This is a genomic window from Streptomyces sp. CA189 (assembly GCF_056428985.1).
This window is the reverse complement of the sequence record NZ_JBWJVM010000120.1, coordinates 1-20585: the sequence shown is the minus strand read 5'-3', so window position 1 is coordinate 20585 and position 20585 is coordinate 1. Positions and strand designations below refer to the sequence as shown.

General features: G+C 71.9%; 17 protein-coding genes. 10 read left to right on the top strand and 7 right to left on the bottom strand.

Annotation, left to right across the window (positions count from 1 at the left end):
* Nucleotides 1–124: 124 nt before the first annotated feature.
* Complete coding sequence (locus AC061S_RS42210; protein ID WP_478691180.1) at nt 125–1159, top strand: lytic polysaccharide monooxygenase; 1035 nt, start codon at nt 125–127, stop codon at nt 1157–1159.
* Nucleotides 1160–1220: 61 nt separating this feature from the next.
* Here the strand turns inward: AC061S_RS42210 and AC061S_RS42205 are convergent, their stop codons facing one another.
* A complete protein-coding gene (locus AC061S_RS42205) occupies nt 1221–2081 on the bottom strand; it encodes an esterase/lipase family protein (RefSeq protein ID WP_478691176.1) in 861 nt (286 codons plus the stop codon).
* Between the two features lie 231 nt (nt 2082–2312).
* Between AC061S_RS42205 and AC061S_RS42200 the strand changes: the two genes are divergently transcribed.
* From AC061S_RS42200 to AC061S_RS42190, 3 genes are read left to right on the top strand one after another with little or no spacing between them, the layout of a single operon-like run.
* Nucleotides 2313–3416, top strand: coding sequence for an ABC-2 transporter permease (locus AC061S_RS42200; protein WP_478691175.1), 1104 nt, complete (start codon nt 2313–2315; stop codon nt 3414–3416).
* Nucleotides 3413–4078 carry an acetate uptake transporter gene (locus AC061S_RS42195; protein ID WP_478691174.1) on the top strand — a complete coding sequence of 222 codons (666 nt, stop codon included), beginning with the start codon at nt 3413–3415 and terminating at the stop codon, nt 4076–4078. Before AC061S_RS42200 ends, AC061S_RS42195 begins: the two co-directional genes overlap by 4 nt.
* Nucleotides 4079–4106: 28 nt before the next feature.
* Nucleotides 4107–5291: an AAA family ATPase gene (locus AC061S_RS42190; protein WP_478691173.1), complete on the top strand. Its 1185-nt coding sequence runs from the start codon at nt 4107–4109 to the stop codon at nt 5289–5291.
* A gap of 20 nt (nt 5292–5311) precedes the next feature.
* On the opposite strand, the gene AC061S_RS42185 is transcribed toward AC061S_RS42190, so the two are convergent.
* The 5 genes from AC061S_RS42185 to AC061S_RS42165 form a co-directional block, all read right to left on the bottom strand.
* Complete coding sequence (locus AC061S_RS42185; protein WP_478691172.1) at nt 5312–6577, bottom strand: vanadium-dependent haloperoxidase; 1266 nt, start codon at nt 6575–6577, stop codon at nt 5312–5314.
* Nucleotides 6578–6639: 62 nt separating this feature from the next.
* Complete coding sequence (locus tag AC061S_RS42180) at nt 6640–6717, bottom strand: putative leader peptide (RefSeq protein WP_478691179.1); 78 nt, start codon at nt 6715–6717, stop codon at nt 6640–6642.
* Nucleotides 6718–7008: 291 nt separating this feature from the next.
* Nucleotides 7009–7440, bottom strand: a complete 432-nt coding sequence (locus AC061S_RS42175; protein WP_478691171.1) for a hypothetical protein — start codon at nt 7438–7440, stop codon at nt 7009–7011.
* Between the two features lie 37 nt (nt 7441–7477).
* Nucleotides 7478–9130, bottom strand: a complete 1653-nt coding sequence (locus AC061S_RS42170; protein WP_478691170.1) for an amidohydrolase — start codon at nt 9128–9130, stop codon at nt 7478–7480.
* A 58-nt stretch (nt 9131–9188) separates the two neighbouring features.
* Nucleotides 9189–10586, bottom strand: coding sequence for a purine-cytosine permease family protein (locus tag AC061S_RS42165; protein WP_478691169.1), 1398 nt, complete (start codon nt 10584–10586; stop codon nt 9189–9191).
* 221 nt (nt 10587–10807) lie between these two features.
* Here AC061S_RS42165 and AC061S_RS42160 point away from each other — a divergent pair, with 221 nt between their 5' ends.
* Nucleotides 10808–11365 carry a TetR/AcrR family transcriptional regulator gene (locus tag AC061S_RS42160; RefSeq protein WP_478691178.1) on the top strand — a complete coding sequence of 186 codons (558 nt, stop codon included), beginning with the start codon at nt 10808–10810 and terminating at the stop codon, nt 11363–11365.
* 110 nt (nt 11366–11475) lie between these two features.
* On the opposite strand, the gene adhE is transcribed toward AC061S_RS42160, so the two are convergent.
* Nucleotides 11476–14109: a bifunctional acetaldehyde-CoA/alcohol dehydrogenase gene (gene adhE / locus AC061S_RS42155; RefSeq protein WP_478691168.1), complete on the bottom strand. Its 2634-nt coding sequence runs from the start codon at nt 14107–14109 to the stop codon at nt 11476–11478.
* A gap of 300 nt (nt 14110–14409) precedes the next feature.
* Between adhE and AC061S_RS42150 the strand changes: the two genes are divergently transcribed.
* The 5 genes from AC061S_RS42150 to AC061S_RS42130 all read left to right on the top strand — a co-directional run.
* A complete protein-coding gene (locus AC061S_RS42150; protein WP_478691167.1) occupies nt 14410–15312 on the top strand; it encodes an alpha/beta fold hydrolase in 903 nt (300 codons plus the stop codon).
* 285 nt (nt 15313–15597) lie between these two features.
* Nucleotides 15598–15762, top strand: coding sequence for an FxSxx-COOH cyclophane-containing RiPP peptide (fxsA, locus tag AC061S_RS42145; RefSeq protein WP_478691166.1), 165 nt, complete (start codon nt 15598–15600; stop codon nt 15760–15762).
* Between the two features lie 29 nt (nt 15763–15791).
* Nucleotides 15792–18077: a radical SAM/SPASM protein FxsBH, inactivated beta-hydroxylase extension form gene (gene fxsBH / locus AC061S_RS42140; RefSeq protein ID WP_478691165.1), complete on the top strand. Its 2286-nt coding sequence runs from the start codon at nt 15792–15794 to the stop codon at nt 18075–18077.
* 334 nt (nt 18078–18411) lie between these two features.
* Nucleotides 18412–19221 (top strand): AAC(3) family N-acetyltransferase, encoded by an 810-nt coding sequence (locus tag AC061S_RS42135; protein WP_478691177.1) that lies wholly within the window; start codon nt 18412–18414, stop codon nt 19219–19221.
* Between the two features lie 43 nt (nt 19222–19264).
* Nucleotides 19265–20585: TIR-like protein FxsC (locus tag AC061S_RS42130; RefSeq protein WP_478691164.1), on the top strand; the 1321-nt coding region annotated here is incomplete at its 3' end.

Below are 20585 nucleotides of genomic sequence, written 5' to 3'. Positions count from 1 at the left end.
GAAGGGCCAAGCAAGCATGACTATCCCGAGCGACTCCAGGGGCCCGCTTGAGCCGGATGCGAGGACGACTCGCAAGTCCGGTTCTGAGGGGGCTGGAGTGCGGCAACGCACTCCAGCTACCCGACTGCCCGCACGCCGTACCGCCGCCCGCTTCGCCGCCGCAGGCCTCGCCCCGCTCGCGGTGGCCGCGTACGCCGCCGTCCCGGCGGCCGCCCACGGTTCGATGACGGACCCGGTCAGCCGGGTGGCGGCGTGCTACGCGGAGGGCCCGGAGTCCCCGAAGTCGGCGGCTTGCAAGGCGGCGGTCGCGGCGAGCGGGGTGCAGGCGTTCTACGACTGGAACGCGGTGAACATCGCCAACGCGGCCGGTCAGAGCAAGGCGCTGATCCCGGACGGGCAGCTGTGCTCCGCGGGCAACGACAAGTACAAGGGGCTGGACCTGGCGCGCGCCGACTGGCCGGCGAGCCCGATGGCCGCGGGCGCGCACACCTTCCGCTACAAGGGGACCGCCCCGCACAAGGGCTCCTTCGAGCTGTACGTGACGAAGGACGGCTACGACCCGTCGAAGCCGCTGAAGTGGTCCGACCTGGAGGCGGCGCCCTTCGCGAAGGTCACCGACCCGGGGATGCGACAAGGCGACTACGTCTTCTCCGGCACCGTCCCGAAGAAGACCGGCCGGCACCTGATCTACAGCGTCTGGCAGCGCTCGGACAGCCCGGAGGCCTTCTACACCTGCTCGGACGTGGTCTTCGGCAAGGACAACGGCGGAACCGGTACGGGTGGCAACGGCGGCAACGGGGGTCGGCCCAGTGCCGAGCCGAGCGCCAAGCCGAGCGCGAAGCCGAGTTCCACGCCCTCCGAACAGCCCGTGGATCAGCCGTCGCAGCAGCCCTCGGCCCCCACCGACCAGCAGATCTCCGAAGGCGTCGACAAGTCCACGGTGGAGCACAACGGGCACGGGGACAACGACCCGAAGACGAACGGCGGCGGCACCCCGTCCCCGGTCCCCTCGCAGGGCGGGACCAACCTCGCGGAGACGGGTGGCAGCAGCACCACCCCGGCGATCGCGATCGGCGGGGCCGGTGTCCTGGCCGTCGGCGCGGCCGTGCTGTTCGCGCTGGCCCGCCGCCGGACGACCCCGCGCCGCCACGGCCGCTGACCTGCTACGGGCCACCGGTGACCGAGGGCGGGCGGCCCGCCGGACGGGCCGCCCGCCGCCGTCAGTCGAAGACCGACGCGCAGGTGGTCCGTTCGGCGTGCGCCGGGTCGAGGGCGTTGAGCGCCTCGTGCCAGGCGATCCGGTCGGTGAGCCCGATGGCCACGTGCTCCGAGAAGTCCACCGCGCACAGGTCCTGGAGCAGCACGTTGCGGACGTTCGGCCCGGTGAGGAACTGGCTCCGGTACGGGGTGACCACCTCGTCGTAGCGGGTGGCGATCACCGTGTACGCGACTCCGGGGACGGTGTCCCCGCCCTCGTTCAGCTTGTTCTGGAAGGGCGATCCGGCGATCTGGTCGGCGAGGCCCGGGGTGGCGGCGCTGATCAGGTCCCCGGCTCCGGGGAAGTACGGGAGGAGCTTGGTGAGGCCCAGCAGGGTGGTCCCGTGGTTGTCGGGGGCGAGTCCGACCAGGGCGTTGACCTTGTCGGCGCCGCCGAGGAACTTCAGGTAGTAGCGCGGCATCATGCCGCCCTGGGAGTGGCCGACGATGTCCGTCTCGGCCGCTCCGGTGGCGGCGAGCACCTTGTCGACGAAGACGTCGAGCTGCCCGGCGGACGCTTCGATGGGTCCGAGTCCGTTGAAGAAGGGGACGCCGGGCAGTTGCCCGTAGTCGAGGGAGTAGACGCAGTAGCCCCGGTGGACCAGGTACGGCGCGAAGCCGAGCCAGTTGTCGACGGAGTTCCCGAAGGTTCCGTGGACCAGGACGACGGGCCGGGGGTGAGCGGCGGACGGTTTGCAGGACCAGTTGTTCCAGCCGCTGCTCGGCGCCGAGGCGGCCTGGGCCGCTCCGGTGGGGGCGACGAGCGCGGCGGCGGTCAGGGTGAGGACGGCCAGCGGGCGGAGCAGGCGTCTCCAGGGCAGCATCGTGTGATCTCCTTGCGGCTCAAGGGGAGTACCGGGGATGGCGCGGGAAGGACGTGGGGGTGCATCCCGTGATCCGGATCACAAGGGGGTGCTGCAGCCGCTAAATTACGGGCGGGTAGCAAAACTGGGAAGTTACGCGGCGGTAAAAAATCTGCGGTCCGCCCCGATGGGCGTCATCCATTCGGCCCTCCCCTGCTGCGCCCGGCGCCCGGCACGCCGAGCGTGTGAGACATGACCCAGCCCACCCACGCAGACCCAGGGCAGTCCGGCGGCTTCCTCGCCGAGATCAAGGACGCCGTCACCACCCGGGCCGCTCTCCTGGTCCTGGGCGTACTGGCGCTCCAGCTCGCCTTCATCACCTCGTACGTCGGGGCCTTCCATCACCCCAAGCCGGACGAGATCCCGATCGCCGTGGCGGCGCCCGCCGCGCCGATCGCCGAGCAGACGGCGAAACAGCTCGCCGCGCTGCCCGGCAAGCCGCTCGACCCGCGCGCCGTCCAGGACGAGGCGACGGCGCTCCGGCAGATCCAGAACCGGGACGTGGACGGCGCGCTGATCGTCGACCCGGCCGGCACGACCGACAAGCTGCTGGTCGCCAGCGGCGCCGGAGCCTCCCTGTCGCAGGCGCTGGAGGAGGTCGTCGGCCTCGTCGAGAAGACCCAGGGCCGCACCGTGACCGTCGTGGACGTGGCCCCGGCCGCCGCCGGCGACGGGCGCGGCCTGAGCTCCTTCTACCTGGTCGTCGGCTGGTGCGTGGGCGGCTACCTGTGCGCGGCGATCCTCGCGATCAGCGCCGGCGCCCGGCCCGCGAACGTCCACCGCGCCGTCATCCGGCTCGGCGCCCTGCTGGTGTACTCCATCGCGGCCGGGCTGCTCGGCGCGGTGATCGCCGACCCGATCCTGGGCGCGCTGCCCGGCAGCATCCTGGGCCTGTGGGGGCTCGGAACCCTCGTCGTCTTCGCCGTCGGCGCGATCACCCTGGCCTTCCAGGGCCTCGCGGGCGTGGTCGGCATCGGCCTGGCGATCCTGCTGGTGGTGGTGCTCGGCAACCCGAGCGCCGGCGGCGCCTACCCGTACCCGCTGCTGCCGCCGTTCTGGCAGGCCATCGGCCCCTGGCTGCCGCCGGGCGCGGGCACGTACGCCGCGCGCTCGATCGCGTACTTCAAGGGCAATGACCTCACCGGGCCGCTGCTGGTCCTGAGCGGCTGGGCAGTGCTCGGCTCGGCGATCACGCTGGCCTGCGCGGCGGGCCGCAGGGGCAAGGCGGGAGCGGCGGTGGGCAGCGGGCTCCCCGACGAGCCGGACGCCCTGCCGGAGAGGGAAGCCGTGCGATGAACACCCCCACCCACCTCCGCAACCGCATGGGCCCGGCCGAACAGGCCGTCTCCGTCAAGCGGATGGAGCCCAGCGCGCAGGCGCAGCTCGGCCCCCTCGGCCTCACCGGCTTCATCGTGGTCACCACCATCGCCACCGGCATCGACGCGGGCATCTTCCCGGAGAAGCTCAGCCACTCCGTGCTGCCCCTGGTCGGCTTCTTCATCGGCGGGCTCGCCCAGCTGCTGGCCGGGCTCTTCCAGGCGCAGCGCGGCGACACCTGGCACGCCACCGTCTTCGGCGGATTCGGGCTGTTCTGGATGTCCAAGGCCCTGCTGCTCCAGTGGGTGCTGCCGGCCACCGATCCGGCGCTGCGCGGTGACGTGAGCGGGCTGTTCGCACTGCCGTGGGTGTTCGTGGTGTTCGTGCTGTGGATCGGCAGCTGGCGGATCCACCTGGTGCTGCTGTCCACCTTCACGTGCGTGCTGGTGGTCTTCGTCGGGATGACGATCAGCGGGTTCACGGGCTCGGTGATCTGGGAGCGGATCACCGGCTGGAGCGGACTCCTGGCCGCGCTCGGGGCCACGTACCTGCTCGCCGGGCAGATCATGGCGAGCACCTGGGGCCGGCAGGTGCTGCCGATGGGCCGCTTCCTCGCCCCCGAGGAGCACCCCGAGACGTGACCCACCGCATGATCGGCATCATCACCTCGTGATCACGACCCTCGCGGTGGAGAACTACCGCTCCCTGCGCAAGCTCATCGTCCCCCTCGGCCGGCTCACCGTGGTGACGGGCGCCAACGGCACCGGCAAGTCCAGCCTGTACCGGTCGCTGCGGCTGCTGGCCGACTCCGCGCGGGGCGGCGCCGTCGCGGCGCTGGCCCGGGAGGGCGGACTGCCCTCCACCCTGTGGGCCGGCCCGGAGCGGACCGGACGGGCGGTGCGCGAGGGCCGGTACGCCGTCGAGCCGACCGTGCGCTCCGAACCGGTGAGCCTGCGGCTCGGCTTCGCCGGGGACGAGTTCGGCTACGCGGTGGACTTCGGCCATCCCGCGCCGGTCCACGGCTCGCTCTTCGGCCTGGACCCCGAGATCAAACGCGAGTGCACCTGGGCCGGGCCGGTCCTGCGCCCCGCCGCCCTGCTCTCGGACCGCGCCGGGCCCGCCGTGCGCACCCGGACCGCGGACGGCGGCTGGCACCGCACCCAGGGCGCCCTGCGCCCGTACGACTCCATGCTCAGCGAACTCGCGGACCCGCAGCTGGCCCCCGACCTGCTGGCCCTGCGCGAGCTGATCCGCTCCTGGCGGTTCTACGACCACGTCCGCACGGACGCCGACGCGCCGGCCCGCACCCCGCGCGTCGGAACCCGTACGCCGGTCCTCGCCGCGGACGGCTCCGACCTGCCGGCCGCGCTCCAGACGATCCGGGAGACCGGCGACCACGCGGCCCTGGACGAGGCCGTCGAGGCGGCCTTCCCGGGCAGCAGCGTGGCGGTCGCGGAACGGGACGGCCGCTTCGAGCTGGAGCTGCACCAGCACGGGCTGCTGCGCCCGCTGGGCGCGGCGGAACTCTCCGACGGGACCCTGCGCTACCTGCTGTGGACGGCCGCCCTGCTGACCCCGCGCCCGCCCGCCCTGATGGTGCTCAACGAGCCGGAGACCAGCCTCCACCCCGACCTGCTGGGCCCCCTCGCGGACCTGATCCTGACGGTGGCCCGGGACACCCAGACGGTGGTGGTCACGCACGCCGCCCCGCTGGCGGAAGCCCTGGCGGCGGGCGTCCGGCGCCACCGCGTGGACCTGCGGACCATCACCCTGCTCAAGGACTTCGGCCAGACCGAGGTGGCGGACCGCGAGGGCCCCCTGGACGAACCCCTCTGGTACTGGCCGAAGCGGTAGCGCGGCCCCCGCGCCGCCGGTCAGCCCAGCGGGGCGAGCAGTGCGGCGGCGTTGCTCAGGGCGTGGCGGCCGACCGCCTTGCCGAGGGTCACCCCCGCCTCGTCGGCGGAGCGCGTGTGGATGCCGGAGAAGATCCGTGCGTCGACGTTCTCGCGGGTCAGGTGCTCCCAGCTGGTGTAGGTCCGCCGGACACCGGGGGCGGTCGGGCTGGTGAGGTCGAAGGGGGCGGTACGGGGGCCCGCGAGGGCCTCCAGGATCACCTCGGCGGCGCCGGAGTAGGTGGTGTGCCCGCTGGGGTAGTCCGGGTGGGCCGGGGTCTGGTGGAGCGGGGTCCAGGTCTGGTCGGGGGCGATGGCGCCGGTGCGGATCGCGGTGACCGGGCGCCAGCGCGTGTACGCGTACTTGCTGTCGGAGGTGGCGATCTGCGTGTCGACGAGCGCGGCGTGGAACAGGCCGACCAGCGCGGCCCGTTCGGCGGGCGAGGCTTTCGAGCGGGTCACGGCGACGCGCAGCGGCTCGGTGTACAGGGCCAGCGAGGAGCCGTACCAGAAGGTGGCGGTCTCGGTCTGGCGGGCGGTGCGGACGGTGGAGCCGGCCGCGCCGTACGCGCGCACCTCGGCCAGGTCGGCGCGGTAGCGGAGGGAGTCGAGCGCGGGCGGCGGGCCGATCCGGTACTGGTCCGGGGAGTCCAGCAGGAAGGGCTCGGCCACGCGGTTGCCGTACTGCGCGGCGGGGGCGTAGCCGTCGGGCGTGGGCTGCCAGACGCCGGGGGCGGCGGCGGGGACGGTGAAGGGGGCGTTCACGGAGGCGGGGTCGAGGCCGTCGCCGCGGCGGTCCGCGAGCGCGAGCTCCGCCTGCCGGGCTCCGGCGGCCACGCCCCGGTCCTCGGCGCGGCCGTCGGGGATCCGGCGCAGGGTCTCGGCGAGGGCGGCGTCGAGCACGGCGGTGCGGCTCGGGGCGAGGTCCACCAGGGCGTCGTGCACGGCCGAGGCGACGGCGGCGTCCTGGAAGGCCGCCCGGTCTCGGCCGCCGGGGGCCTCCCGGCCGGCCCGGGCTGCCGCGAGCCAACTGATCGCCCAGGTGCGGCTGTTGGTGACCTGGGTGGATGCGCCGGCGGTGGCGACGGTCTGCGCGGTGATGTCGTACCACTCGCGGACGACGGCCCCGCCGTCGGCGGGCGCGGCGGGCGGGGCGGGCGCGGCCTGGGCCGCGGACGGGAGGGCGACCGTGGCGGACAGCACCAGGGCGGACCCGAGGGAGAGCAGGGCAGAGCGGGACGGCTTCACGAACACTCCAGACAGGCGGACGGACTTCGGGGGCGAAAGGGCCGGGCGGCCCGATGGGCCGCTCACCGACACAGCGCACCGGCGACGCGCATGAAATCGATCGCGCGCCGCTTGGTCAGTCCGAGAGCTCTCGCAGCCATGCCCCGAAGCTAGTGCTGTGACCGGAAAGGTTCACCGTGTCACGGCGCCCGGCACGGCACCTCGCCGCATTGTCGGACCACGACGGTACGTCCAGTACGAGTCGCGGCCCTCCGCCTTGCGATGCACCGCACCGGACACCGCGACCCGGCAAACCTTTCCGGCCACAGCACTAGCCACCGGCCGCGCCGCCGCACAACGCCCCTTGCCCGTCAGGCCCGTTCGGCCACAGAGCCGTAGTGCGCCCGCCATGATCGCGTTACGCACGGCGGGCGGGGTGGTGGGCCGAGGTGTCAGGCCCAGTCCGCCGGGTCGGGGATTCCGAGGACCCGGGCCGCCCTGCCGGCCTCGCCGTCGTACACCTGGAAGTCGATCCGCTGCCCGTCCGGGGCCCGGTACTCCAGCACCCGCATCCCCGGCCGCCAGCTCTCCCGGACGACTGCCCGGCCGCCGACGGGCAGCAGGACCGCCGGGCGCAGCGGCGCCTTGAAGCTCGCGCCGACGCCGTCCGCGCCGGCGGCGAGCTTCCCGCCGCCGAAGAACCGCCGACGCGCCCCCTGCCGCCAGCGCGCCTGGCAGGGGATGGCCACCGCGGCGCCGGCGCCGGCCGCCGCCTCCCGCCGTTCCACCCCGCGGTTCACGGCCCTGCGCAGGTACCAGCCGAACGGCACCAGGACCAGGCCGAGCAGGACGAATTCGACGAGCGTTCCGAACAGCGCATCCATACGGTCCCCCCGGGGCCCCGGCAAAAGTTCCGCCAACCTACCCCGCCCGGTGGACCACCTCGCCCGCGACCACCACCGTTTCGGCCACCGTGCCGGGGATCTGTTCCGGGGCCACCGCGAGGATGTCCCGGGACAGGATCACGAAGTCGGCCGCCTTGCCGACGGTCAGGGAACCGCGGTCCTCCTCGAGGAAGTTGGCGTACGCGGAACCCATCGTGTAGCCGTACACCGCCGTCCGGGCGTCCACCGTCTCCTGTTCCTGCCACGGTTCGCCGCCGTCCAGCGGGCGCCGGGTCAGCGCCGTGTAGATGCCGACCATCGGGTCCATCTCGGCGACGTTCCAGTCGCTGGAGAAGGCCAGGACGGCCCCCGCCTCGGCGAGGCTCCGCATCGGCCACGCCTTGTGCCAGCGGTCCTCCCCCACGTTCTCCGCCCAGTCCTGGCCCGGACCGGCGATCTCCGGCGCGCAGTGCCGGGGCTGCATGCAGGCCACCACCCCGAGCTGCTCGAAGCGCGGTACGTCCTCGGGGTCCAGGCATTCCACGTGCACCACCTGGTGGCGGGCGTCGCGCGGGCCGTTCACCGCCCGGGCGTGCTCGACGGCGTCCAGGACCGTACGGATGCCCCGGTCGCCGGTGGCGTGGACGAAGCACTGGAACCCGCGCGCGTCCAGCCGGGCGAGGAGCTCGGCGAACTCCTCCGCCGGGTAGAAGGTCTCGCCCCGGTGCGCTCCGCAGCCGGTGTACGGCTCCAGGAGCGCGGCCGTGCGCGGCTCCACCACGTCGTCGATGTAGAGCTTGAGGGGGCCCACCCGGAAGCGGTCTCCCGCGTGCACCTTGGCGGCCGCCTCGAAGAGGTCGAGGTCCTCCTCGGTGGTGCCGCGCGGGTGGAACAGCGCGGCGACGATCCGCGAGCGCAGCCGGCCCTCGGCGCGCGCCCGGTCGTACAGTTCCAGGTCGTCCAGGGAGTTCTGCGGCTCCACGACGGTGGTGATGCCGAAGCGGATCGCGTCGTCGAGGCTCTTGGCGAGGCGCCCGTACTGCCGGTCCGGGGAGGCCCACGGCACACCCAGCTCGCGCAGGGCGCGGTGGCCGTCGCGGGAGAGCCCCTTGATGGCGAAGTCCTTGACAAAGCCGGTGGGCTCGCCGGTCTCCGGGTCCACGGCGGCCGTGCCGAAGGGCAGGTCGGTACGGTCCTTCGCGACGCCGAGCCGGCGCATCGCCGCCGTGTTCAGCCAGGCCGTGTGGACGTCGTACGAGAGCACGATCGCGGGGGTGTCCCCGGTGACCGGGTCCAGGTCGGCGGCGGTGGGCATGCGCCCGCCGGGGATCGCGGAGTAGTCGAAGGCCTCGGCCTCGACCCACTCGGCGTCCGGGTTGGCCTCCCGCCACTCGCCGATCCGGTCGAGGATGGCTTCGAGCGTCCGCACCCCGGCGAGCTGCACGCACGCGTCGTCGGAGCCGAGCCGGACGTGGTTGTGGGCGTCGATGAATCCGGGCAGCACGAGCCGGCCGCCCGCGTCGATCCGCTCGGTGTCCGGGCCCGCCCACTCGGCGGCCTCCGCGTCCGGGCCCACCCAGACGATCCGCCCGCCGCGCACGGCGAGGGCTTCGGCCTCGGGCAGCTCGGGGTCGACGGTGTGGATGCGGGCTCCGGTGAGGAGCAGGTCGGCGGGGGCGGAGTGTGACATGGGGTGGTGCTCCTGTGCAGAGGGGGTACGGACGAGCGGGGAGGTGCCGGAGGGGCCCTCAGGCGGCCGGGGCGTACGCGGGCACCCGGCGGGCGAGGGCCCAGTAGGTGAGCCCGGAGACCACCGAGCCGAGCAGGGTGAGGTCGGCGCCGCCGAGCGGGGCCACGAGCGGCCCGGTCCACAGCGCGGAGTCGCAGGTCAGGGCGGCGAAGGCCATACCGGCGAGCAGGGCGGCCATGCCGGCCGGGTGGTAGCCGGCGCGGTACCAGTAGGCCCCCTCGCTCCCGGCGTGCAGCGCGTCGGAGTCGTAGCGGCAGCGGCGCAGCAGCATGTCGGCGAGGAAGACGCCGCCCCAGGGGGCGAACACGATGATCAGGAGCGAGAGGAAGGACAGCAGGGAGGTGGTGAAGTCGGTGAGGAAGAGCGCGGCGAGCGATCCGGCGGCGGTCACGGCGGCGCTGATCACGATGGCCCGGGCCCGGCTCCACGGGATGCCGAGGACCTGGAGGTTCAGGCTGGAGGAGTAGAGCGTGATGATCGAGTTGGTGACGGAGCCGCCCAGGACCAGGGCCAGGAACAGCGGCTGGAACCAGCCGGGCAGCAGGCTCTCGGCCCCGGCGACGGCGTCGGTCATGTCGGTCTGGGTGGCGGCGGCCACGCCGGCGATCCCGAGGGCGACGGAGGAGACGAACCCGCCGAGCGCGCCCATCCAGGTAATCGACTTCAGCGAGGTGGTGCGGGGCAGGTAGCGGGTGTAGTCGGCGGGCATCGGCAGGTACGAGAACGGCCCGGCAAGCATCACGACGAAGGCCAGGCTCCAGCCGGACAGGCCCGGGGCCAGGGCGTCGGCCGGTGCGGTGGTCTCGGCGCCGGGCAGGACGAAGACCAGCAGGGCGCCGAAGCCGACGGCCAGGACGTAGGCCATCCAGCGCTCGGCGAACTGCACCGTGGCGTGGCCCCACATGGCGACGGCGAAGGTGAGCGCGAGGGTAATGCCGAGCGCGGCGGCCCGGATCAAGGTGCCTTCGCCCAGGCCGATTTCGGCGAAGAACACCTCCAGCGCCAAGGTGCCGACGACGGTGTTGACGATGGTGTAGCCGATGCTCACCACCCAGTTGAGGACGCCCGCCGGCCAGTTGCCGCGCACGCCGAAGGCGGCCCGGGAGATGACCAGGGTGGCGGTGCCGGTGCGGATGCCGCTGAGGCCGGCGGCGCTGATCGCGAAGAAGGAGAGACCGCTGATCACGACGACGGCGGTGGCCTGCCAGAAGCTGAGGCCGAAGGCGACGGCGAGGGCTCCGTTGATCACGTAGGTGAAGGTCAGGTTGGAGCCGAACCAGAGCCAGAAGAGGTCCTTGGCCCCGCCGTGGCGCTCGGCGTCGGGGATGGGGTCGATGCCGTGCATCTCGACTCTGAAGACCTCGTCGACGGCTGCCGTCGACTCCTGGTGTGCCATGCGTCTGCCCCTGACCTTCGGCGGTGAACCGTGTGAACCACGAACCATGAACAGACCTTGAACGGCGTTCTAAGTTCTTGAATGGCATTCAAGATGCGCTGCCGACCCGGACCCCGTCAAGACCCTGTCCGGGATAAGGTCGGCCCACGAAGATCGGGAAGGCGGCACAGGTGGCAGCGGGAGCGGCACGGCGGCGCGACGGGCAGATCGCCCAGGAGCGGATGCTGGAAGAGGCCATGACGGCGATCGCCGAGGACGGGCTCGCGGCGCTCACCATGTCCGCGCTCGCGGAACGGCTCGGCACCAGCGGCGGCCACATCCTGTACTACTTCGGCAGCAAAGACCGGCTGCTGCTGGCCGCCCTGCGCTGGAGCGAGCAGCAACTGACCGGGGAGCGCTCCGCGTTGCTGGGCCGCCGGCTCACCGCACACCGCAAACTCGCGCTCTTCCTGGAGCTCTACCTGCCCCGCGGCCCCCGCGATCCGCGCTGGACGCTCTGGATCGAGCTGTGGGCCCGCATCCCCTCGAACGAGCCGCTGCGCGCCGCCCAGCAGGAGATCGACGACGGCTGGCAGCGGGACCTGGAGGCGCTCCTCGCCAAAGGGGTGGAACAGGGCCGCTTCGCCGCGGGCCTGGACATCCCGGCCCGCGCCTCGGAGCTGCTCGCCCTGCTGGACGGGCTGAGCACCCGGGTGGTGCTGGGCGAGCGCGGCGCGGACCGGGCCACCTCCCTGGAGCGCGCCCGCTCGGCGGCGGCCCTGCTGATCCCGCACACCTGAGCCGGTCCCCGGGACCGACCCCTCCCGGACATGTGGAAAGCCCGCCCGGGCCTTAGCGTCCCGGGCGGGCTCTTCCGCTCCTTAGCGGAGGTTCTTCGGAAGAAGAAGGGCTACTTCTTCTTGGCGGCCTTCTTGGCCGGGGCACCCTCGGCGTTGCCGTAGTACGCCTGGCGCATGAGCTGCTTCAGGTCGTCGATCATCGGCATCCGCGGGTTGGCGGGGGCGCACTGGTCGGCGTAGGCGTTCATGGCCTGGGTCGGCAGGGCCTCGATGAAGGCCTGCTCGTCCACGCCCTCCTCGGCGAAGGAGGAGGTGATCCCGCACTTGCTGCGGAGCTCCTCGACGGCCTTGGCGTAGGACTCGACGCCCTCGGCGGCCGTGGCGGCCGGCAGGCCCAGCATCTTCGCGATCTCCTGGAAGCGCTCCGGCGCCCGGTAGACCTCGGCCTTCGGCCACGGGGTGGCCTTGTGGGTGACCGTGCCGTTGTGACGGATCACGTGCGGCAGGAGCAGCGCGTTGGTGCGGCCGTGGGCGACGTGGAAGGTGTTGCCCAGGGTGTGCGCCATGGCGTGAACCATGCCCAGGAAGGCGTTCGCGAAGGCCATGCCCGCCACCGTGGAGGCGTTGTGCATCTTCTCGCGGGCCTCGGGGTCGTTCGGACCGTCGACCACGCAGCGCTGCAGGTTTTCGAAGATGAGCTTGATGGCCTGGAGGCACAGACCGTCGGTGTAGTCGTTCGAGTACGCGGAGACGTAGGCCTCGGTGGCGTGCGTCAGGGCGTCGAAGCCGGAGTCGGCGGTCACCTTGGGCGGGAGGCCCATCGGCAGCATCGGGTCGACGATGGCGACGTTCGGGGTCAGCGCGTAGTCGGCGAGCGGGTACTTCTGGGCCGCGGCCGGGTCGGAGATGACGGCGAACGGGGTGACCTCGGAGCCGGTGCCCGAGGTGGTCGGGATGGCGACCATCTTGGCCTTCTCGCCGAGCGAGGGGAACTTATAGGCGCGCTTGCGGACGTCGAAGAACTTCTCCTTCGTGTCGGCGAACTCCACCTCCGGGCGCTCGTACATCAGCCACATGATCTTCGCGGCGTCCATCGGCGAGCCGCCGCCGAGGCCGATGATCGTGTCGGGCTTGAAGTCGCGCATCATCGCGGCGCCGGCCTGGACGGTGGAGAGCTCCGGGTTGGGCTCGACGTTGTCGATGATCTGGATCGACACGGCGCCCTCGCGGGCCTGCAGGATGTCGACGACCTTCTGCACGAAGCCGATGGAGACCATCGTCTTGTCGGTGACGATCGAGACGCGGCTGATGCCGTCCATCTCACCGAGGTAGCGGATGGAGTTGCGCTCGAAGTAGATCTTCGGCGGGACCTTGAACCACTGCATGTTGGTGTTGCGCCGTCCGATCCGCTTGACGTTGATCAGGTTGACCGCGGTGACGTTGTTCGACACCGAGTTGTGTCCGTACGAGCCGCAGCCCAGGGTGAGGGAGGGGAGGAAGGCGTTGTAGACGTCGCCGATGCCGCCGAAGGTGGAGGGCGAGTTGGCGATGACGCGGATCGCCTTGACCTTCCTGCCGAACTCCTCGACGAGCTCCTCGTCCTCGGCGTGGATGGCGGCGCTGTGTCCCAGACCGTGGAACTCGACCATCGCAGCGGCCAGTTCGAGGCCGTGCTCGGTGTCGGAGGCCTTCAGGGCGGCCAGGACCGGGGACAGCTTCTCACGGGTCAGCGGCTCGTTCTCGCCGACCTCGTTGCACTCCGCGAGGAGGATCGAGGCGTCGGCGGGGACGGTGAAGCCGGCCTGCTCGGCGATCCACTGCGGGGACTTGCCGACGACCGCCGGGTTCAGCTTGGCGCCGGAGGCGTCGGCCGCGTAGGCGGTGGTGCCGAAGACGAACTGCTCCAGCTTGGTCTTCTCGGCGGCGGAGACCACGTGGGCGCCGAGCCGCTTGAACTCGGCGAGGCCCTTCTCGTAGATCTCGGCGTCGAGGATGACGGCCTGCTCCGAGGCGCAGATCATGCCGTTGTCGAAGGCCTTGGAGAGCACGATGTCGTGGATCGCGCGGCCGAGCTTGGCGCTCTTGTGGACGTACGCCGGGACGTTGCCCGCGCCGACGCCCAGGGCCGGCTTGCCGCACGAGTACGCGGCCTTGACCATGGCGTTTCCGCCGGTCGCGAGGATGGTGGAGACGCCCGGGTGGTTCATGAGGGCGCCGGTGGCCTCCATGGAGGGGGCGGTGACCCACTGGACGCAGTTGGCAGGAGCGCCGGCGGCGACGGCGGCGTCGCGGACGATGCGGGCGGCCTCGGCCGAGCAGTTCTGCGCGGAGGGGTGGAAGGCGAAGATGATGGGGTTGCGGGTCTTCAGGGCGATCAGGGCCTTGAAGATCGTGGTCGAGGTCGGGTTGGTGACCGGGGTCATCGCGCAGACGACACCGACCGGCTCGGCGATCTCCGTGATGCCGTTCAGCTCGTCGCGGCGGATGACGCCGGCGGTCTTCAGCCCGCGCATCGAGTTCACGACATGCTCGCAGGCGAAGAGGTTCTTGACGGCCTTGTCCTCGAAGAGTCCGCGGCCGGTCTCCTCGACGGCCAGCTGGGCGAGCTCGCCGTGCTGGCTCAGCGCGGCCAGCGAGGCCTTCTTGACGATGTGGTCGACCTGCTCCTGGTTGAACGACGAGAACTGGTCGAGCGCCGTGAGCGCCCCCTGGACCAGTCCATCCACCATCTCGTTCGCCTGCATGGCAGGAACTCCTTCATTTCGACTCAACCTGAACCGCTTTCCTGATGACTCAATTCGACACCCAAAAGCGGAAGCCGTGCTGCCGAAAAAGCCCTTTCCCGCAGGGCCGAAGGGCCGTTCACACCCGTTCACGTCTACTCCATACCCTCTCCGACCTGCACAGATACCTCAGGACCTAAGACCCCTGTGCGCTTGTGAAAACTTTCACAAGAATTTCTGGCGAAGTGCGCCCTACCGCACTCCTCCCCCAGCGAGCACAATCACCGTGACGAGTCGCGTCGACCGTGAGGGAGGGAGCGCGTGCGCAGTCAGGTGCGCGTCGCGGACGGACGGAATCTGACGGTGGAGCGCTGGGGCGACCCGGACGGAAAACCCGTTTTCCTGCTCCACGGCATGCCCGGCAGCCGGCTGGGCCCCGCCCCCCGGGGCATGGTCCTCTACCAGCGCCGGATGCAGCTCATCGCCTACGACCGGCCCGGCTACGGGGGCTCCGACCGCCATCCGGGGCGCACCGTCGCCGACGTGGCCGCGGAGGTGGCCGCGATCGCCGACTCCCTGGGCCTGGACAACTTCGCCGTGGCCGGCCGCTCCGGCGGCGCCCCCGGCGCGCTGGCCTGCGCCGCCCTGCTCCCCGACCGGGTCACCCGGACCGCCGCACTGGTCTCCCTGGCCCCCCGGGACGCGGAGGACCTGGACTGGTTCGAGGGCATGTCCCCCTCGAACGTCCGGGAGCACTCCACGGCCGGCCGGGACCCCGAGGAGCTCGCCGCCCGGCTGATCCCGCGCGCCGCCGGGATCGCCGAGGACCCCGGCCGGCTCCTGGACGAGCTGCGCCGCGAGCTCACCGACAGCGACCGCATGATCGTCGCGGACGCGGGGCTGCGGGCCATGCTGCTGCGCAATTACCGCGAGGGGGTCCGCACCTCCGCCTACGGCTGGATCGACGACGCCATCGCCTTCAGCGGCCCCTGGGGCTTCGACCCGGCGGACATCCGCTGCCCGGTGCTGATCTGGCACGGCGAGCTGGACGTGTTCTCGCCCGTGGGCCACTCCCGCTGGCTGGCCAGCCGCATCCCGGGCGCCACCACGAACATCGACCCGGCCGCCGCGCACTTCGCGGCCCTGCGCGCCCTGCCCGACGTACTGACATGGCTGCTCAGGGAGGTGCCCGCGCCTCCGGTGAACGAGCAGCAGCCGGCGTAGGAGGGGGCCGGGGAGGTGCCCGGGGAGGCGGCCCGGGAGACCGTGCACGGGAAATGGATCTTTCGTTCAGGTAAACCCCCGGCACCGATCCCCGTCGTATTCGATCACCCATGCCACGGGCGCTTGATCGTTCGTCACATTCGTTGGCCCGAGAGGTCACATTGTGAGAACCCGCGTCCATGTTCAGGCAGCCGAAGCGCACCCGGGCGGGTAAAGTCCGCGCCAGACACTGGCTCCTCGCCAATGTCCCTTCCCATTCCCCATGACCTCCCCGAGGACGGCGTCATGAACACCTCCGCAACCCACCCGGCCAGCACCGTCACGGCCCACCGCGTCCCGCTCGACCGGATCGACGTCCGCGGTGCGCGCGCGGCCGCGACCCTGGGTCGCGTCCTCCCGACGGAATCCGGTCGAAAGGTTCAGACGCCCATCTTCAACTCTGCACTCTGACAAGGAACTCAGCGCTCTAGACTGGTGGAATGACCGGCCTGATCGCTTTTCGCGAGATCGTCCTGAAAGTTCACAGCAGATGCGATCTTGCTTGTGATCATTGCTATGTCTATGAACACGCAGATCAGAGCTGGCGCGCCCGGCCGAAAGTGATCTCCCCCGAGGTGATCGCGCACACCGCGTCGCGGCTCGCAGAACACGCCAGGACACACGCACTCCCCTCCGTCACGGTCATCCTTCACGGAGGGGAACCGCTTCTCGCGGGCCCCGCGCGCCTCCGGCTCGTGTGCGAGGAATTCACCCGCGCCCTCGACGGCATTGCCGCCCTCGACCTGCGCATGCACACCAACGGCCTGCAGCTCAGCCCCCGTTATCTGGACCTCTTCGCGGAATTCGGCGTCAGCGTCAGCGTCTCCCTCGACGGGGACCGCGCGGCCAACGACCGCCACCGGCGCTTCGCCGACGGACGCACCAGCCACCCCCTGGTCCTGGCCGCCGTGGACCTCCTGCGCACCGAGCCCTACCGCCACCTCTACCAGGGCCTGCTCTGCACCGTCGACGTGGCCAACGACCCCGTGGCCGTACTCGACGCCCTGGTTGAACTGGCCCCGCCGCGCGTGGACTTCCTCCTCCCGCACGCCACCTGGCAGACACCCCCGGTCCGCCCCGACGAGGCCCCCGACACGTACGCGCGCTGGCTTCTGCGGGTCTTCGACCACTGGGAGCACCGCGGACGCCCGGTCCCCGTACGGCTCTTCGACTCGCTGTTCTCCACCCTGGCCGGCGGCCCCAGCCTCACCGAGTCCCTCGGCCTCGCGCCCACCGATCTCGTCGTGGTGGAGACCGACGGGAACCTGGAGCAAGTGGACTCCCTGAAGAGCGCCTTCGAGGGAGCCGCCGCCACCGGGTTCAACGTCTTCGACCACGCCTTCGACCTGGTCGCGGCCCATCCCGGGGTCCGCGCCCGGCAACTGGGCCTGGCCGGCGTCAGCGAGACGTGCCGACGGTGCCCCGTCGTACGTTCATGCGGAGGCGGGCTCTACACGCACCGCTACAAGGCCGGTCCGGCTGATGCGCCGGGGGCCGGAGACGGCGGGGATTTCGACAACCCCTCCGTCTACTGCACCGACCTGCGCGAGCTCGTCGACGGCGTGGAGGGGCGTACGAGCGCCCGCACGAGCGCGCCGGAGCTCTCCGACCCGGACCGGCTGGCCGGCTCCCAGGAGCAGCTCACCAGGGACCTGCTCGCCCTCTTGAACGACCGCCGTACGGGTGATTCCGACTGGGAGCGGGCCTGGCGGGTGCTGGGCGCCGTGGAACGGGCCGGACGGGCGGGCACGGACGCGCTGGACGCCGTACTGGCCCACCCCTTCACCCGGACCTGGGTCATGGCCTGCCTCGACCCCGGGCAGCGCGGCCGCCCCGACACCCCGCAGGCGGCCCGCCTGCTGACCGCGCTGGCCGCCGCCGCCGTCCTGCGCGGCGGGCTCGACCTGCCCGCCGAGGTCGTCTACCGGGACGGCGAGGTGTACCTGCCGACGCTCGGCCTGCTGCGCCTGGGCGAGCCCGGCACCGAGGGCCGGGCCACGCTGCACGCCGCCGACGCGGGGTACGCCGTCCGCGAGGAGGGGCGCCCCGAGCACCGCTTCGGGCCCGCGGCGGGTGACGCGCGCTGGCAGCCCGTACGCACCTGGTCGCCGGGGCCGGACGCGGCCCCGGTGGCGCTGGAGGACCTCGACCCGCAGCGCAACTGCTTCGCCCGCCCGCCCAGGCTGCGGCTCGGCGCCGGGGAGGCCGAGGAGTGGCGGGAGCGCCTCGACGCGGCGTGGGCGCTGCTGCACGTCTCGGTGCCCGAGTTCGCGCGGGCGGCCGCCACCGGGCTGACCACCGTGACCCCGCTCGCGGGCGGCCCCCGGGCCCGCGGCTGGGGCGAGGCCGGGCGGCACGGTCCGGGCGCGCTCGGAGTGCCGTACGCGGCGGGGGTGGCGGAGACCGCGCTCGCGCTGCTGACCGGGCGGCGGCGGGCCGGGCTGCAGGCGCTGACCGAGGTGGCCGACCTGTACGCGCTGGACGGCGCGTGGCAGCACCCCTCGCCGTGGCGGGAGCGCCCGGTCCCGGTGTCCCGGCTGCTGGCCGACGTCCACGAGCGGGTGGCCGTGGAGGCCTACCGGCGGGCGACCGCCGCCGCGGAGCCGGACGGGCTGGACCGGATCAACCGGGCACTGGACCGGCTGTCGGGGGCGGCGGAGTTGACGAGCACCGGCAAGCGGCTCGTGGAGCAGCTCCGCTGGGAAGTCAACTTGACCCGGCCCTGAAGGCCCAGCCTTGCAGGTAGGGCGCGACTGGCTGCCGCGTGGACTCCCGCGTCCGGAACCGGCTTGCGCCGTTTCTGGGGCGGTTGACTGCGCCCCGCTACCCACGCCCCGGGGGGGTGGGAGTTGCCGAGACTCGCCTATGGGCGAGCCAGATCTGTGTTGAGCTGGTCCTGGCGGCAAAACAGTGTCCCCATCGGCGTGTGGTTCGTGCCTTCGCGCTCGCAGCCCGTGAAGAAGTGTAGCCATGCAGCGGCGCGTCGGGGTCAAAGATGCGTTTCCTCCCCGGCGTAAACGCCCGGGGTTCCTCGCGAAACCTGCTGAAGGCGGTGGACGCATGGCCCTCCCCTCGAACTCCGGGGCCGACGGCCCCCTCCACGCGCTCGGTGTCCGCCCCGGCATGCGCCTGCTGGTGCACGCCTCGCTCGGTGGCACCGGCCTGCGTGCCGAGGGGCTGCGCGACGCCCTGCTGGCCGGTGTCGGCCCGCACGGCACCCTCGCGGTGCCGGCCTTCACCCCGCAGAACTCCAAGACCTCCACCGCGCACCTGGCGGGGATCGCGGGCCTCTCCGAGGAGGGCGTACGGGCCTTCCGCGCGCGGATGCCCGCCTTCGACCCGGCGTGGACCCCGAGCCACGGCATGGGGGTCCTGGCCGAGGCGGTGCGCACCGCCCCGGGAGCCGCCCGCAGCGGGCATCCGCAGACCTCGTTCGCCGCGGTCGGGGAAGGCGCCCGGGAACTGTGCGCGGAACATCCGCTGACCAGCCATTTGGGCGAGGAATCACCCCTGGGAAAGATGTGCGGGGAGGGATGGGGGGTACTCATGATCAATGTGGGATTTTCCGTCTGCACCGCTTTCCATCTCGCGGAGTATCGAATTCCGCAGCCCCCCTTGCGCATGTACGAGTGTGTGGTGAAGGTGAACCTTCCAGGGGTTCCGGGTGGGCAGCCCGGACGGCCTGGGGGGGAAGGGTGGACCGCGTACGAGGACATCGCGCTGGATGACAGCGATTTCGCCGAGATCGGCAGGGCGTTTCCGGAAGACGGGATACGCCGGGGGCGGATCGGCGGAGCATCGACCATGCTCTTCGCCCTTCCGCATGCCGTCGATCACGCGCTTGAATGGATGACCGAAAACAGACGCTGATTGACTGAACGATGAGGGGATGTGGCGGAGCAGCTCCGGAATGATGTTTCTTCGCTCGCATCTTCGGGACGGGGGTCGTGTGCCCGCATCAGTGCAGCCGTACTTTTTTCTCAGTTATGCGCATACACCGAGGTTCGGGGCGGGAGGACCGGACCCGGACATGTGGGTGGAGCGGCTATTCCGCGATCTCTGCAGCCATGTCATGGCGCTGACCAATCTGCCCGCGGGAGCCGAGGCCGGCTTCATGGACCGGGAGATACGCAGCGGTGAGGGCTGGTCGGAACGGCTCGGGGCGGCGCTCGCCACCTGCCGGGTCTTCGTCCCCCTGTTCTCGCCGCGCTACTTCGCCAGCGAAATGTGCGGGAAGGAGTGGTTCGCCTTCGCGCAGCGCACCATCCACCACGTGGCGCTCAGCAACCAGCCGGCCGAAGCCATCGTGCCCGCGTTATGGGTGCCGGTACCGCCCTCCCAACTACCGCTTCCCGCCGAGCGGTTGCAGTTCAACCACAACACCTTCGGCGAGCGGTACGTCACCGACGGGCTCTACGGGCTGATCAAACTGCGGGGCTACGCCGAGCAGTACGAGAGCGCCGTGTACGAACTCGCCAAGCGGATCGTCCGGGTCGCCGAGACCGTCCGGCTCGATCCGATCCGGCCGCTCGACTACCGGCTGGTGCCCAGCGCCTTCGGCTCTCCGAACGGCACCCCCAGCAGCACCGCCCGCACCCTGCACGTCACCGTGGCCGCCGCCTCCCGGCACGATCTGCCCGAGGGCCGCAGCCCCGAGTACTACGGGGACAGCGCGCTGGACTGGAACCCGTACCACCCGGTCTCCCAGCGGCCCATCGCCTACGTGGCCGAGGACCTGGTCCGCAATCTCAACTACCAGACGACGGTGGGGTCGTTCGACGACGAGGCCGGGCACTTCGACTCCAAACAGCCGCCGACCCGGCCCGAGATCCTCATCGTGGACCGGTGGGCGGTGGAGGACGAGCAGCGCCGGCAGCGGCTGGCCGCCTTCGACCAGGAGTCCCGGCCGTGGATCAACGTGGTCGTGCCGTGGAACCGGTACGACCACCAGAGCCGCGCGAAGGAGAGCGAGTTGGCCCACCGGCTCGAAGACACCATGCCCGTCAAGATGAGCCAGGGCCGGGCCGCCTGCCGGGCCGCCGCCAACGGCGTGGCCAACATGGAGACCCTCGGGCAGATCCTGCCGCAGGTGGTCGAGGCCGCCGCCCAGCAGTTCCTCAGACACGCCCAGGTCTATCCGCCGGCCGGCAGCCCGGCGGCCGGCACCGAACGGCCCCGGCTGCTCGGTCCGATGGGGATGAACGGGCCGCCGGCCCCACCGCCCGCCCCCTACC

Coding starts and splice junctions, on each gene's coding strand:
- AC061S_RS42200 (WP_478691175.1), top strand. CDS start 2,313: ATGACCCAGCCCACCCACGCAGACCCAGGGCAGTCCGGCGGCTTCCTC.
- AC061S_RS42170 (WP_478691170.1), bottom strand. CDS start 9,130: ATGTCACACTCCGCCCCCGCCGACCTGCTCCTCACCGGAGCCCGCATC.
- fxsBH (WP_478691165.1), top strand. CDS start 15,792: ATGACCGGCCTGATCGCTTTTCGCGAGATCGTCCTGAAAGTTCACAGC.
- AC061S_RS42175 (WP_478691171.1), bottom strand. CDS start 7,440: ATGGATGCGCTGTTCGGAACGCTCGTCGAATTCGTCCTGCTCGGCCTG.
- fxsA (WP_478691166.1), top strand. CDS start 15,598: ATGAACACCTCCGCAACCCACCCGGCCAGCACCGTCACGGCCCACCGC.
- AC061S_RS42160 (WP_478691178.1), top strand. CDS start 10,808: ATGCTGGAAGAGGCCATGACGGCGATCGCCGAGGACGGGCTCGCGGCG.
- AC061S_RS42195 (WP_478691174.1), top strand. CDS start 3,413: ATGAACACCCCCACCCACCTCCGCAACCGCATGGGCCCGGCCGAACAG.
- AC061S_RS42165 (WP_478691169.1), bottom strand. CDS start 10,586: ATGGCACACCAGGAGTCGACGGCAGCCGTCGACGAGGTCTTCAGAGTC.
- AC061S_RS42180 (WP_478691179.1), bottom strand. CDS start 6,717: ATGGCTGCGAGAGCTCTCGGACTGACCAAGCGGCGCGCGATCGATTTC.
- AC061S_RS42205 (WP_478691176.1), bottom strand. CDS start 2,081: ATGCTGCCCTGGAGACGCCTGCTCCGCCCGCTGGCCGTCCTCACCCTG.
- adhE (WP_478691168.1), bottom strand. CDS start 14,109: ATGCAGGCGAACGAGATGGTGGATGGACTGGTCCAGGGGGCGCTCACG.
- AC061S_RS42135 (WP_478691177.1), top strand. CDS start 18,412: ATGGCCCTCCCCTCGAACTCCGGGGCCGACGGCCCCCTCCACGCGCTC.